The sequence below is a fragment of the Planococcus sp. SSTMD024 genome (genome assembly GCF_041320495.1).
GTDB lineage: Bacteria > Bacillota > Bacilli > Bacillales_A > Planococcaceae > Planococcus.
The window spans coordinates 125,605-139,404 of record NZ_JBGGNS010000021.1 but is presented as its reverse complement, the minus strand read 5'-3'; the positions used below and the strand labels follow the sequence as shown (position 1 = coordinate 139,404).

The following is a 13,800-nucleotide window of genomic DNA, read 5'->3' as shown; positions in this document are numbered from 1 at the left end:
TCAGTCCAGGGTCTTCAGCTCGTACTGTTCCCGCTGGAGTCGCCGGCTTCCACTACACTGGTGAGTGCAGATTCTTCAAAAAATTGCTCTCATAATTGATTAGTTTTGTTGTGCATAGAAATCCTACTTTTTTATATACTCTAAAAAGCTGAAGCAGGAACCCATTCAGGTTCCCGCTTCAGCTTTTGTGTTTCTATAGAAGAAAGTGAGATTTACAGTTTAGCGAACTCCGGGTCAGCGACTTTCACCAGTTGCTTGCCGAGGTTGCTGCCTTCGAATAGGCCAAGGAATGCTTCTGGTGTTTTCTCGAAGCCTTCTACGATCGTTTCTTCGTACTTCAACTTGCCTTCTTGCAGCCATTTGCCGAGCTCTTGTGCGCCGGTTTTGAAATCATGCGCGTAATCGCCGAGCGTGAAGCCTTTCATCATCGAGCTTGTCGTAATGAATTTCCATTGGATGCGCGGGCCGATATCCGCTTCCGGGTTGTTGTAAGCAGAGATGGCGCCGCATAAGACGATGCGTGCGTTGCGGTTGATTTCAAAAATGACTGCGTCCGACACTTCGCCGCCGACATTGTCGAAATAGACGTCGACGCCGTTAGGGATGGCCTTTTTGAAGTCTTCTTTGAAGCTATCGGATTTGTAGTTCACTGCCGCGTCGAATCCAAGTTCGTTGATCAGGTAATCGATTTTTTCCTTAGAACCGGCGATGCCGACGACGTGTGCGCCTTTCAGTTTGGCGATTTGCCCGACCACTGATCCGACAGCTCCTGCAGCGCCTGAGACGACGACCGTTTCGCCTTGTTGCGGTTTGCCGATATCGAGCAAGCCGAAGTAGGCGGTCAGGCCAGTCAAGCCGAGTATGCCGAGGCGCGTCGTGATCGGTGCAATGGATGGATCGACTTTTTGCACGGATTTCGCATCCGCCACATTATACTGTGCCCAGTCTAATGTTCCGGTGACGATATCGCCTTGCTTGAAATCATCGGAATTCGACTCGATGACTTCAGCGAGGACGCCGCCTGAAATCGCTTTGTTCAATTCAAACGGTGCCACATAGGATTTCTGGTCTTTCATGCGCCCGCGCATATACGGGTCAACGGAAAGGTATAAAGTTTTCAGCAATAATTCATCCGTGCCGATTGGCGGGATATCTTTTTCGACAAAATTGAAGTCGCTGTCGGTCGGTGTGCCTTCCGGTCGATTCGCCAATTGGATCTCTTTGTATGTGTTTGGTGTCATGTAGATTCCTCCTTGGAATAAGTTTGCATAGAAGAGCGTACCATTCCCAAAGAAAGGAAGTAAAATTTCCCGCTCGCCAAGCTCGTATTGTTGTAGTTGTCCTAATGCTATGATATTTTAATATAACTAACTTTAATTCAAAGGAAGAGGTAATTAAATGAACCCACAATACAAGCCATTATTCGAAGAAATCACTTTGCCAAATGGCGTCGTCCTGTCTGACCGTTTAGGCGTCGCACCGATGACTACATATTCAGGAAATCCGGACGGTACTGTCTCAGATGCAGAACTTTCGTATTACCAGCGACGCGCAGGACTCGGCAGCCTGTTCGTCTCTGCCTGCATCGCGGTTTCGGAAAACGGCATCGCGTTCCCGAACCAATTCGTCGCATTCAAAGACGACGTCATGCCGCGCTTGAAGCAGCTCGCGTCGGAAATGAAATCGCAAGGCAGCAAAGCCATCCTGCAAATGCAGCACGGCGGTCGCCAAGGCCAGCCGGATTTGATCCAAGCGGGCGAAACGGTCGCACCGAGTGCCATCGCGGAATCCGCGGACAAGCCGACACCGCGTGCGTTGACCGGAGGAGAAATCACGGACATCATCCGCGATTTCGGCGAAACGACACGCCGCGCGATCGAAGCTGGATTTGACGGCGTGGAAATCCACGGCGCCAACACGTACTTAATCCAGCAATTCGTCTCCGCGACTTACAACCAGCGTGAAGACGAGTGGGGCGGCAGCTTAGAGAACCGCTTGAAATTCGGTGTCGCGGTATTGGATGAAGTGAAACAAGTCGCTGCGAAACATGCAGACGACAGCTTCATCATCGGCTATCGTTTGTCTCCTGAAGAAAACAATGCCGATTCGGTCGGCTATACGATTGAAGAAACGAAACAATTGGTCGAATTGTTGATCGAAGGCGGCATCCATTATATCCACGTGTCGCTTATGGAATTCAAAAAAGCGCCGCGCGGCATGGAAGACGGGGATAGCATCGTCCAAATCCTGTCGAAACAAATCAACGGCCGCGTCGCATTTGTCGTAGTCGGCGGCGTGACGCAGCCTGAACATGCGATAGCCGCACTTGAAGAAGGCGCGGACATCGTCGTCATGGGCCGTCAAGCACTGGTCGATCCGGAATGGACCGAGAAAGTGAAGCAAGGAAACGAAGCGGACATCAACGAAACGATCCCGCAAGAACTGGTCGGCAAACTCGACATCCCTGAAACGATGTGGAACGCCATCACGTCTTACGGCATGGTCAAAGTGGACGCGAAAGTATAAACAACAGCAAGCTCCCAGGCCGGATAACGGCTTGGGAGCTTTTTTTGTACAACGAAAAGGTCTTTGATAGACTGGTACTACTAATAATCGCAGGGAGGGATTGGGTGTCGCTCATTCCAGCTGAACAGTTAAAGCAAATCTTTTCGGTCGAGGCAAAGTTTTATCATGCCGAACTGGCGAACGAAAAGATTCTCATGCGCCGCGAAGCACGCATCAGGCGAAACGGCGCCTTTACCACACGCGCAGATGCGGTAATCGTCATGATCAACCCGTCCAATTGTGCGCAAGCCGGGGAAACCGCAAAGAGCCTACAGGATACGGAATGGGTCTCCACCAACCCGAATCCGACGCAATACCAACTGATGAACTTGATGGAGCGGCAAGAGTGGGATGTGGTCACGCTCATTAATCTATCGGATATTTGCGAAGGGAACATGGGCAATTTTAAGACGATCGAAAACAAGTTCAATAGAGCCGGTGTTTCCCACTCGCTATTCCAAGAAGGGAACGCGCAAGACCGTGAAGCTTTATTGGCGTCCGCAGATCACCTCATTTTTGCCTGGGGCTCATCGACTGTCGCCAAAAGGCTCGCGGCGCAGTTCGGCTTGTTCCAAGCGGGCAGGCCGGAAAAGTTGTATGAACATGCGAAAGCATGGGTGGCAGCTGAAAATGGTTTTCCGCGCCATCCGAAACCCGCGACGGTTGCGGACCGGATTGTCTGGCTTGAGAGGATGGAAGCGTTGCTTCGATAATTGGAAAAGTTCATTATTTGAAAAATCCCTGTGCTAGGATTAGTTTCTGTTCTATACAAAAGGAGGCGGCAGAATGGACTACCGGATCAAAGAGCAAACAGGATTCTCGCCGAGAGTCGGTGAACTTGTCTCGATGCTCGAGTATACGCGCGCGGTTACATTGGCGGATGTGGAAGGTTTGTCGAATGAAGAGCTGGATTATTTGGCGGATGGGCAATCGAATTCGATCGGGGCACTCTTGATGCATATGGCGGCGATTGAATTTGTCCACCAGGTCATCGCATTCGAAAATCGTGACTTGACGGAGCGAGAGCTGGAGCAATGGCTTGTCCCGCTTGAACTGGGGGACAAGGCGAGAAGCGATATCCGCAACCAGCCGCTTGATTATTACCTGGATGCATTAAAAAAAGTCAGGGACAAGACGCTGTCGCTATTGGAAAGTGTGGACGATAGCTGGTTGTACGAAGAAGGGCAGTATGATAACGGAGTTGTCTACAATAAATATTATCTCTGGTTTCATGTCGTGGAAGACGAAACAAGCCACCGGGGGCAGATCCGGATCCTCAAGCGAATGCTTAAATAATGACACCAAAAAAGCTCAAGGCTTCGTGTGCCTTGAGCTTTTTTGATGCTATCCGTCAAGATGAGGCTTGTGCTTTTACCTGTTCCAAAAAGCCGGTGGCATAGCGGATAAACTCTTTGACGGCGTCGGTTTGATGGCGGTCTTTATGCCACACCAATCCGACGGTGCGCGTACAGTTGGGCTGGGAGATCCTCAATTCTTTCACTGGCAGAGTAGAAAGGCGCTTGCTTCGGATGAGGGACGGGCTGAAAGCGACACCGAGCCCTTTGGAGACCAGTTCATACGTGACGCCTGTTTCATCTCCTTCAAACGCGAAGTCGGGATAGAAACCAGCTTCTCCACAAAATTGCTCGGTCATGTCCCGGAATCCGTAGCCCGGAGGCATGACGATAAAGGGGTCATTTTTTACTTCGATCAATGCGATGTCTTCGCGATCGGCAAGTGGATGGCTGGACGGGACGGCGAGGAAAATTTCTTCTTCGATGATCGGGCGCCATTCCAAATCCTCCCCTTCAAGCGGAAAGGTGGAAATGGCGACATCGATTTCGCCGGTTTCAAGCTGGCTTTTCAAACGCTCCGCAAATGCCTGGTATTGGCGGAAGCGGGCATTCGGGTAGACATCCAGAAATCCAGCGAGCAGTTCAGGCAAGATGGTCGGAATGGTTACGGCGACAGAGACGAGATTGTTTTGCTTTTCCGCCAAAAATGCCAATTCCTTTTCGCCTTTTTGGATTTCCCGAAAAACATTTTCGACGACTTGTAAATACGCTTCGCCGAGCGGGTTCAGTTGGATTTTTCGGCCGGAACGGTTGAATAGTTTATAGCCCAGGCGCTGTTCGAGCTTCGAAATGGTTTTGCTGAGGGCGGGTTGTGAAACGTTCAAAGCTTGTGCAGCTTTCGTTAAATGCTGGTGCTTGGCTACTTCCTGGAAATAGCGCATTTGCAATAAATCCATGCGGCGGGCTCCTTTCGCTGGAGGCGTGTTCTATCTGTCAGTTTAGCCTACCCCGAAGCCATTCCGCAAATCGATTCAAGAAAGCCGAAGCGTTTGATGAAAGCCTGTAAACCAAAAAAACCGCAGTTCCGAAGAACCACGGTCCAAGCTTATACGAGTGAACCGCCTTCATCCAAGTAGCGCTGGATGCCTTCCGCCGCGCGGTAGGAAAGCGCACCGAGCGTTCCGGTTGGGTTGAAGGAGCTATTGTGAGGGAAAGCGGAAGCGCCGACGACGAAGACGTTGTCAGCATCCCACATCTGCAAATACGTATTAACGGCAGAGGTTTCAGGGTCTGTCCCCATGATGACGCCGCCTGTATTGTGCGTATTGGTGTCTTTATTGACGTTGAAATCGTTTTGGGTGTCGTTGGTATCAATGATATCCGCACCGATTTCTTCTGCAATTTCATGTGTTTTTTGCGAAATATACTTCACTAGTTCACGGTCGTGCTCTGTATAATCAAATGTCATGCGTAGCAAAGGTTTGCCGTAAGCATCTTTATAGGTCGGATCCAAATCCAGGTAATTATAGCGGTAAGGCATGCTGGCACCTTGTGATTTGACCGGGAAGAAGCTATTGCTGTATTTGATCGATTGGCTCTTGAACTCCGCGCCCCAGGCAGGTGTGCCTTTTGGAACAACATTATTGGCGATCGGCCGGTTGCCGTACTGTGTGACGCGGATGCCTGCGCCGTGGATGAACTTCAAGTCCGAATGGTCGAAGTTGTCGCCTACGTATTCTGGGATTTCGATTCCCAGAGCACCGGCGCCGCCGTATAAATTGAATTCCTGGTCTTCGAAAAACATCATCGAAGAAGCCGAGCTGACTTGATAAGCATAGTTTTTGCCGATCACGCCAGTGTTGGATTTTGAGTCATACGGTTTGCCGAGGCCTGAGTTCAACAACAAGCGGACGTTATTGAAGACATAGCTGGTCACGACGACAACTTCTGCTGGCTGTTCAAATTCTTCGCCGGTAATCATGTCGATGTAGAGGACGCCGGTCGCTTTTGTTCCGTCGTTCAAGATTTCGGTGACATTGGAATGAGTGCGCAAATCCAATTGCCCGGTATCTTTTGCGACGGGGATGACGGTCACGGCAGGGTCTGCTTTCGCGCCGTATTCACAGCCGAAGTTCTCGCAAAACGCGCAGTACTGGCAGGCGCCGCGTGAAATACCATCCGGGTTTTCGTACGCTTCCGATAAATTGGCAGACGGCAAGACGTACGGCGTATAGCTGAGATTTTTCGTCGCTTCTTCAAACATTTTCATGATGGGCGTCTTGAGCATCGGGCCGGTCGGATAAGGATTCGAGCGTTTGCCGTAGGATTCGACCGTCTCTCCGGAAATACCGGCCATCTTTTCGAAAGTATCATAATACGGCTCCATCTCATCATAAGTCAGTCCCCAATCCTGGATCGGGTAATCTGCGCCGAGTTTGCCGGGGCCATATTTTTCATCGGTCATCGATTTGATTTCGAAGTCATACGGCAAGAAGCGGTAAGTTTGACCATTCCAATGCGATCCGGCGCCGCCCACGCCGTCGCCGACGATGAAGGTGCCGTAATCACGCATCGGCAAGGCACGCATCTTTTCGTTATTGCGATGTGTAATCGTTTCTTTCGATAGATCCTGCATCAATTCTTCGCGGTGCTGATAGCGCAATTCATCGTGCGCCATCAAATAATCGCTCGTCTTGCGGTCTTTCCCGCGTTCGAGGCCGACGACCGGGATGCCGGCTTTTGTCAATTCTGCCGAGACAATCCCGCCAGCCCAGCCCATGCCGACAACGACGACGGGCACTTTAGGCAATTTTGTAGCCATGTTCATTCATCCTTTCTTTCCTCAATGCCCCATATGGCTGTTCAAGCCTTGAGGCGGCAGTTCCACAAATTCGTCCTGTTGAATTTCTTTCACGTATGCCATGCGGGAGCCTGGGTATTTTCGCATCGCCCAGCCCTCCATATTTTTATTGCCGCCATATAACGGGTCGGCATAGACGCCTTCGATCGTCAAGGTGCGCAGCAAGCTGAAGAACAGCGGCGATTTGACGCCTGAAATATTCGGTACTTTGCCGTCGCTGAAATCCGTCAAGACCTGGTCCTGCTGTTCCGGTTCGAGGTCGATAAATGGATTATCGTATTGTTTCTGGCTATAGGCATCGAGTGCTTTCAAGCCAAGAAGGAATAAATCTTTGCGCAGGATGCGGATTTGGCTGCCTTGTGTTTCTTCTGCTTCAAAGAAAGGTGCCGCCATGTATTCTTTGGAATTGATTCCCCACGGGCTTGCGAGCTGGTGGTCTATGTAGATGGCTGCGTTCAATTCCATCGCGCCGGGGCCGTGATCGTCTTTTGGGTAAATGCGTTCGGCTGCGGCTTGGGTCAATCGGTATTGATCGGGAGTGAAGAATTGAAGCGCTTCTGCCGGGTTGACCGTCAGCTGCGGGGCAGGGGCGACGTCGTGTGTGGCGACTTGTTCTTTGCCGCCGAGCAGGCTGCCGAGGGCGCCGCCTAATACGACACCGCCTACCGTGAGTCCCGAATTCCTCAGAAACTCGCGCCGTGTCGATCCTTTTTTCGCCGGGGATTTAGCGTCTTCTGCCATGGTAAAACCTCCTGTATCGTGTTGAATGAGCATCAATGAGAAACTGCCGGCTCTAGAAAGCACGGGGTGATGAGAGAAAAATCCCGCCTTCAGAAGCCGGTTTATACAGTCGTAAAACTAGCACAATGAATGATTATACGCTTAGGGACACGAAAAAAATAATACTTGTTTTCACATATTTACATAACCTAATGGTTATATTAATGAATGAAAAAAGACCGCTCCCAAAAAGAGCGGCGCTGCCATCAAGAAAAGATAGCGTGGAAATTATTGCTTAATGAAAACAAGGCAGTGCTGAATAATAAAGAAAAAATGAACAGCCAGTATTTCGTTCCGCTCCAAAAGAACACGATCATTGCCAGTCCTAATCCAGTTCCAGCTAGTGCAAACCAAGGGAAGGGGCTATAGAAGAGGGAGAGGAAATAACTGAAGTCCAGTGCGATGAAGATGCCGAGAAGAACTTGGTTGATCATTCTCAATTCCTCGTCATTGTATTTCGTCATGTTTATTTCACCTACCTATAAAATTATTGATAACCGTAAATATATGATTTACAAATCATTAATTAAGAGTATAATGACTTTTGGAAAGCCGAGTCAATCTATATTTTTTCACGCAGCCTTTAGCCGGCAGCCAAAATCGGAGAACCTTCCATATAGGCTGAACAGCAAATGATGCGTGCACATACAAGCACGATGGCAGGCAAGAACTACAGACAGGAGGAGAGAAAATGCCGAATATCGGAGTCCCAGGACTGATTTTGATTTTAGTGATCGCGTTAATCGTTTTCGGGCCAGCGAAGCTTCCGCAACTTGGGCGGGCTGTCGGAGAAACTTTGAAAGAGTTCAAAAGCTCAACAAAAGAATTGATGAGCGATGACGATGCGACTGACAAAACCAATGATACTAAAGAAACGAAAAAGGACTGAAGCCGAAAGCTTGAGCTTTAGAGCGGGCCGTTCAGTGCTTTTGCTTTGTCCTTAATGGGTGGTACAGGAAATGGAACAAGAATTCACGCTTATCGAACATTTAACGGATCTTAGGAAACGGCTGATCATCACCGTGCTGGCGTTTATCGCGTCACTCGCCGCAGGATTTGCGAGCGCTGCGCACATCTTGAATTTCATCAAGATGCAGCCGACAGCGGTGAATGTCGATTGGAACGTTTTCGGCTTTACCGACGGCATCATGATTTATTTTAAATGCGCATTGGTCCTGGCGGTGTTGTTGACATTGCCGGTGGCGCTGCATCAGACCTGGCTATTCGTCAAACCTGCCTTATCGGAAACGGAGGCAAAAGGGACCTATGTCTTCATCCCGGCATCGTTCCTATTGTTTCTGATCGGAGTCAGCTTCAGCTACTTCATCATGTTCCCGATGATGCTGAACTTCATGTCGGATATCAATCAGTCCATCGGGGCGACGGAAACCTATGGGATGAGCCAATATTTCACCTTCCTATTCAATTTAGTCATTCCGGTCGGGCTGGTCTTCGAGATGCCGCTTATCGTCATGTTTTTGACGAAACTTGGCATCGTTACGCCGCAATCGCTGCGGAAAATGCGCAAAATCGCTTACTTCGTTTTGGTGGTGGTCGGGGTGTTGATTTCACCACCCGATTTTCTATCGGATGTGCTGATCATTGTGCCGTTGTTTGCGCTATTTGAAATCAGCATCATCATTTCAGCCATCACGATGAAGCGCTCAACGAAAAACAAATTGGAACAGAAAGCATGACGCTAGCGAAAGGGGGAGGACCATTATGCCCAATATAGGAATCCCGGGATTGGTTTTGATCTTGATCATCGCCTTGATCGTCTTCGGTCCAGCTAAACTGCCGCAACTAGGAAAAGCGGCAGGGCAGACTTTGAAAGAATTTAAAAGTTCGACAAAAGGCGTTATCGATGAGGTCTCAGAAGAATTCAAGCTGGATGATGCAAGCGATCAAGATGGAAAAAGAAATGACGACAAGAAAAACTAAACTTGACCCAAAAGCACGCTTCCTGCAAAGCCATCAAGCAGGAGAGCGTGCTTTTTTCCGTTGAAGAATTCGTTCTTGACTTATTTGGGGGAGATGCTAATATTTATAGCAATTGCAAAAAGCAACGACGAATAAGTTGAATGATGAATGAGTAGGCTCATTGCGCGCAGCAAAAAGAGACTGGACGGTCGGTGGAAGTTCAGGCAGCAATCGGGGTGAATTACGCCATCTGCAGTTTCAACGGTCAATTGAGTGGATGTTCCAAAGCGGAAGATCAACTAGGGTGGTAACGCGGAGAAAACCTTCGTCCCTTTTTTAAAAAGGGATGATGGGTTTTCTTTTTTTATTTTCACAATACAGGAGGAACTGGACATGTTTCATATTAAATCGATTTTATCACCCAGCACGAAAGAGGCGGCGGCGTTGGTTGCACTGGTCGTCGCGATTATCAGCGTCAGCATCATCCGATTTGAAGCGGCGCCGCATGTGCCGATCTTGATCTCGATATTGTTATTGATGTGCTATGGCTTATTGAAGAAATTATCGTACCGCGAACTGGAACGGGGGCTGATCGAAGGCGCGGGTGCGGGAATGGGCGCGGTGTTCTTGTTCTTCTTCATCGGCATCCTCATCAGCAGCTGGATGATGAGCGGGACGATCCCGACCTTGATCTATGCCGGATTCAGCCTGGTGACGCCTGTATTTTTCTTTGCGGTGGTCTTTGTCGTCACGGCGATCATCGGTTTATCTGTCGGCAGTTCCTTGACGACGGTGGCGACCGTCGGTGTGGCTTTGATCGGCATCGCCGGCGCGCTGGATTTGTCGCTTGCGATCACGGCAGGCGCTATCGTCTCGGGCGCCTTTTTCGGGGACAAGATGTCGCCGTTGTCGGATACGACCAATTTGGCCGCTTCAATTGTCGGCGTGGATCTCTTCGAACACATCCGCAATATGGGCTGGACGACGGTTCCTGCCTTTATCCTGACATTGATTTTCTTCGGTCTGTTATCGCCGTCGGTTACCTTGGGCCATACCGAAGACATCGCCCTGTTCAAGGAAGGCTTGCTTGGGACCGGGTTGATCCATTGGTACGCCATGGCGCCTCTTGTCATCTTAATTCTTTTAACGGTATTCAAAGTGCCCGCGGTGTTGACCTTGGCCGCAAGTTCAGCGGTAGCGCTTGTCGTTTCCTTGTTCCATCAGAGCTTGCAAGTCTCGTCCATACTTGGCATCCTGTTCGGCGGCTACGAATCATCGACCGGCATTGGGGAAATCGATGACTTGCTTTCAAGAGGAGGCATGGAAAGCATGTTCTTTACGATCGCTTTAGTATTGCTTGCCCTCAGCATGGGCGGATTGCTATTCAAACTCGGCATCATCCAAAGTTTGCTTGCGAAAATCGAGAGCCTGCTGAAGAAAGTGTCTTCCGTCATTGTCGCATCCGCCTTGACGGCGATCGGCACGAATATCCTCGTCGGGGAACAGTATTTATCGATCCTGCTGACGGGGCAAGCGTTCAGTGAATCGTACGAAAAAGTTGGACTGGCCGGAAAGAACTTGAGCCGCGTCATGGAAGATGCGGGAACGGTCGTCAATCCGCTCGTGCCGTGGAGCGTCTGCGGGATTTTCATCGCCTCGGTGTTGGACGTTTCGACATTGGAATATTTACCGTTTGCGTTCTTCTGCTTGCTGTCGCCTCTTTTGACGGTGCTGCTCGGAGTCAGCGGAAAAACTTTGACGTATATTGAAAAAGCTCCAGTAAAGTAAAGAAACCAAAAAGGGCTGTCTGCCAGGTCATGAAGATGACTTGGAGACAGCCCTTTGTCGATATTTCTATTGATGAAGTATTTTCTTGCTAGCTTGGGAACCGGTATTGTGCTTGCTAAACAAGCCGTACAAGCCGAGTGCTATTTGGATGAAGCTGAGGAAGAAAAAGAACACGAGCGGCAAATACCATTCGCCGAGCAACACAATCGGCAATGCCGCACTTAAAGATAACACCACTCCTAAAATAAGGTTAGCCGCGAAACATGTCCGCGTTTTCTTAGTGAATCCATAAACCGCTGCCACAGCGTTTCCGATTCCAAAAACAACCATTCCATAAATAGCTAAAGCAGACCAACTAGCAAATGGCATGACGCCGACCCACTCGGGCGGGAACTCCACGAACACCCCCATGAACGGCAGCATGGAAATGCCCATATAAAAAGCGCCTAAGGACATTGCGAGATTAAAAGCAGCGACCAGTTTTGTCAGCAAGATCTTTTCCTCCTTTGTGTTCGAAGAATAAGCAAGTGGCGATGCGATGAAATATCACGTTTTCCATAAGGGAAGAAGGCCTAGATTACTCTTCCTCCCGGTATTCCAATACGTCTCCAGGCTGGCAGTCGAGTACTTTGCAGATGGCTTCGAGTGTGGAGAAGCGGATCGCTTTCGCTTTGCCGTTTTTCAGGATGGACAGATTGGGCATCGTGACGCCGACTTTTTCGGATAGCTCGGTCATGCTCATTTTGCGCTTAGCGAGCATGACGTCGAGGTTTATGATGATTGGCATTAGATCACCTCAGACCGTAAGATCGTTTTCTGATTTGATGTCGATGGCGTGCGCAAGCAATTTCTGCAGAACTGCGGCGAAAACCGCGATGACAAGTGCGCCAAAACCGATTGCTGCGCCCATGAGGATCAGTCCCGGGGCATCATCGATTTCTGCGATCATGTAAAACAACGGCATGGCGAGAACGTAAATGCCAGTGATGAAGAGTGCACACCGTTTGATGTTTTTGATCGCCGTCACTGAGCGCACAGAGAAGGCGATATTTTCATCGATAAAGCTCAATAATTTATAAGTCTGGTACAGTGCGACGAAATACGCAAGCGCCGTCGCATAAAGCAAAGCCACAAACACATATTGCAAAAACGCCAGCTGCTCCGGCCCGTCCTGGATGATGCTCGAAAGCGGCAGCACCACGAAGATGCATAGTGCAACAACCGGCAATGCCATAAGGAACAGCACCACTTTCAAAAACAAAGTCTCCCGTTTCATCAAACACACCTCTTTACTTGTTAATAACCAAAGTATAGCGATTTATTTATCGTTTATCAATAAATAATTAGTGTTTAGCGATATTACAGTTTTGAAAGGAAAGAAACAATAGCCGCATGTTTAATCAGTTTTGCAAGTTTCGCCGTTAAATAATAAAACTAACTTAATTGTAAATTCTCTAGTATTTTGTTATCAGAATATTGAAATATTTATAGAAACACAGTACACTGAGAGTGTTTAGGCCTATGGAATTTGTCGCATGCCTTTGAATTCATGGAGTAAAAAAGGAGGAGTAACAGTGACTAAGTTCGAAGAGAAGCAGCCTTCTGTATCTGTCGACAAGCTGATGTGGATGTACGAACAAATGGTCAAGATCCGCTATTACGAAGACCAGATGGTGGAGGCATACACGGAAGGCAAATCACCGGTGTTCAATATCGGCGAAGGCCCCGTACCGGGTGAAATGCATCTCGCGACGGGGCAAGAGCCAGCCGCCGCAGGGATGATGGTGCATTTGACGAAAGACGATACGGTGACTGCGCCGCACCGCCCGCATCATCACGCCATAGCCAAAGGCGTCGATTTGAAGAAAATGACGGCGGAGATTTTCGGCAAGGAAAGCGGGCTTGGAAAAGGCAAGGGAGGCCATATGCATTTGTTCGACCCGCAAGCGAAGTTTTCTTGCGGCGGCATCGTCGCAGCCGGCATTCCGCATGCGGTCGGTGCGGCCATGGCCAATAAAATGAAAGGCAAAGACTGGGTCGCGGTTGCCTTCATCGGCGAAGGGGCGGCGAATGCCGGGGCGTTCCATGAATCGCTCAATCTCGCCGCTTTGTGGAACTTGCCGCTGATCCTCGTCGTGGAAGACAATTCATACGGCATTTCGGTACCGAAGAAATCTTCGACTTCGGTCGAATCGAACGATCTGCGCGCCTCCGCATATGGCGTCGCGGGCGCTTACGTCAAAGACAACGATCCGGTCGCGATGTATAAAGCCTCCGAAGAAGCGGTCAACCGGGCACGCAACGGACAGGGCCCGACCATCATCGAAATCGAGACTTTCCGTTTCCTCGGCCATTTCCAAGGCGATCCCGAGTTATACCGGGATAAGGAAGAAGTTCCCGGACTGCGGGCACGCGACCCGATCATGAAACTGCGCCAGCAGCTGCTGGATGCCGAACAAGTAACTGAATCGGAACTGCAAGATATCGAGACCCGCGCTAAACAAGAAGTCGATGACGCGTACCAATTCGCACGCGACAGTGATTATCCGAAACCTGAAGCCGCATTGGATGACGTCTTTACATCTTAATCCG

Annotated in this window: 16 protein-coding genes; 8 read left to right on the top strand and 8 right to left on the bottom strand. The window is 49.6% G+C overall.

All coding sequences use genetic code 11. The annotated features are described in order from the left end of the window. Positions 1-212 precede the first annotated feature (212 nt). Positions 213-1,241, bottom strand: coding sequence for an NADP-dependent oxidoreductase (locus tag AB9R92_RS07785; protein WP_370668895.1), 1,029 nt, complete (start codon positions 1,239-1,241; stop codon positions 213-215). Positions 1,242-1,398: 157 nt separating this feature from the next. On the opposite strand from AB9R92_RS07785, the gene AB9R92_RS07780 reads away from it, so the two are divergent. The 3 genes from AB9R92_RS07780 to AB9R92_RS07770 all read left to right on the top strand — a co-directional run bounded on the left by AB9R92_RS07780 (position 1,399) and on the right by AB9R92_RS07770 (position 3,861). Beyond that, on the top strand, positions 1,399-2,526 hold the full coding sequence (locus AB9R92_RS07780) for an NADH-dependent flavin oxidoreductase (protein ID WP_370668894.1): 1,128 nt from the start codon (positions 1,399-1,401) through the stop codon (positions 2,524-2,526). A gap of 104 nt (positions 2,527-2,630) precedes the next feature. Next, positions 2,631-3,278: a DUF1643 domain-containing protein gene (locus tag AB9R92_RS07775; protein WP_370668893.1), complete on the top strand. Its 648-nt coding sequence runs from the start codon at positions 2,631-2,633 to the stop codon at positions 3,276-3,278. A 73-nt stretch (positions 3,279-3,351) separates the two neighbouring features. Then, positions 3,352-3,861: a DinB family protein gene (locus tag AB9R92_RS07770; protein ID WP_370668892.1), complete on the top strand. Its 510-nt coding sequence runs from the start codon at positions 3,352-3,354 to the stop codon at positions 3,859-3,861. Positions 3,862-3,916: 55 nt separating this feature from the next. On the opposite strand, the gene AB9R92_RS07765 is transcribed toward AB9R92_RS07770, so the two are convergent. The 4 genes from AB9R92_RS07765 to AB9R92_RS07750 form a co-directional block, all read right to left on the bottom strand. Further along, positions 3,917-4,816: a LysR family transcriptional regulator gene (locus tag AB9R92_RS07765; RefSeq protein WP_370668891.1), complete on the bottom strand. Its 900-nt coding sequence runs from the start codon at positions 4,814-4,816 to the stop codon at positions 3,917-3,919. A 149-nt stretch (positions 4,817-4,965) separates the two neighbouring features. Continuing rightward, complete coding sequence (locus AB9R92_RS07760) at positions 4,966-6,681, bottom strand: GMC family oxidoreductase (protein WP_370668890.1); 1,716 nt, start codon at positions 6,679-6,681, stop codon at positions 4,966-4,968. A gap of 21 nt (positions 6,682-6,702) precedes the next feature. Next, the gene (locus AB9R92_RS07755; RefSeq protein WP_370668889.1) at positions 6,703-7,461 is read right to left on the bottom strand and encodes a gluconate 2-dehydrogenase subunit 3 family protein; all 759 of its coding nucleotides are present in this window, start codon (positions 7,459-7,461) and stop codon (positions 6,703-6,705) included. 245 nt (positions 7,462-7,706) lie between these two features. Then, positions 7,707-7,964 (bottom strand): hypothetical protein, encoded by a 258-nt coding sequence (locus tag AB9R92_RS07750; RefSeq protein ID WP_370668888.1) that lies wholly within the window; start codon positions 7,962-7,964, stop codon positions 7,707-7,709. 227 nt (positions 7,965-8,191) lie between these two features. Between AB9R92_RS07750 and tatA (AB9R92_RS07745) the strand changes: the two genes are divergently transcribed. The 4 genes from tatA (AB9R92_RS07745) to nhaC all read left to right on the top strand — a co-directional run bounded on the left by tatA (AB9R92_RS07745) (position 8,192) and on the right by nhaC (position 11,208). After that, positions 8,192-8,389: a twin-arginine translocase TatA/TatE family subunit gene (tatA, locus tag AB9R92_RS07745; protein WP_058381528.1), complete on the top strand. Its 198-nt coding sequence runs from the start codon at positions 8,192-8,194 to the stop codon at positions 8,387-8,389. Positions 8,390-8,459: 70 nt separating this feature from the next. Further along, entirely contained in the window at positions 8,460-9,197 is a 738-nt protein-coding gene (gene tatC, locus AB9R92_RS07740; RefSeq protein WP_370668887.1) for a twin-arginine translocase subunit TatC, read from the top strand. Positions 9,198-9,219: 22 nt separating this feature from the next. Then, the gene (gene tatA / locus AB9R92_RS07735; protein ID WP_370669097.1) at positions 9,220-9,441 is read left to right on the top strand and encodes a twin-arginine translocase TatA/TatE family subunit; all 222 of its coding nucleotides are present in this window, start codon (positions 9,220-9,222) and stop codon (positions 9,439-9,441) included. A 372-nt stretch (positions 9,442-9,813) separates the two neighbouring features. Continuing rightward, positions 9,814-11,208, top strand: coding sequence for a Na+/H+ antiporter NhaC (nhaC, locus tag AB9R92_RS07730; protein ID WP_370668886.1), 1,395 nt, complete (start codon positions 9,814-9,816; stop codon positions 11,206-11,208). A gap of 66 nt (positions 11,209-11,274) precedes the next feature. Here nhaC and AB9R92_RS07725 read toward each other — a convergent pair whose 3' ends face one another. The 3 genes from AB9R92_RS07725 to AB9R92_RS07715 all read right to left on the bottom strand — a co-directional run bounded on the left by AB9R92_RS07725 (position 11,275) and on the right by AB9R92_RS07715 (position 12,484). Then, positions 11,275-11,700 carry a hypothetical protein gene (locus AB9R92_RS07725; protein ID WP_370668885.1) on the bottom strand — a complete coding sequence of 142 codons (426 nt, stop codon included), beginning with the start codon at positions 11,698-11,700 and terminating at the stop codon, positions 11,275-11,277. Positions 11,701-11,785: 85 nt separating this feature from the next. Further along, complete coding sequence (locus AB9R92_RS07720; protein WP_058381523.1) at positions 11,786-11,995, bottom strand: helix-turn-helix domain-containing protein; 210 nt, start codon at positions 11,993-11,995, stop codon at positions 11,786-11,788. A gap of 9 nt (positions 11,996-12,004) precedes the next feature. Then, complete coding sequence (locus tag AB9R92_RS07715; protein ID WP_370668884.1) at positions 12,005-12,484, bottom strand: DUF2975 domain-containing protein; 480 nt, start codon at positions 12,482-12,484, stop codon at positions 12,005-12,007. A gap of 346 nt (positions 12,485-12,830) precedes the next feature. Between AB9R92_RS07715 and AB9R92_RS07710 the strand changes: the two genes are divergently transcribed. Further along, entirely contained in the window at positions 12,831-13,796 is a 966-nt protein-coding gene (locus AB9R92_RS07710; RefSeq protein WP_370669096.1) for a thiamine pyrophosphate-dependent dehydrogenase E1 component subunit alpha, read from the top strand. Positions 13,797-13,800: the final 4 nt, after the last annotated feature.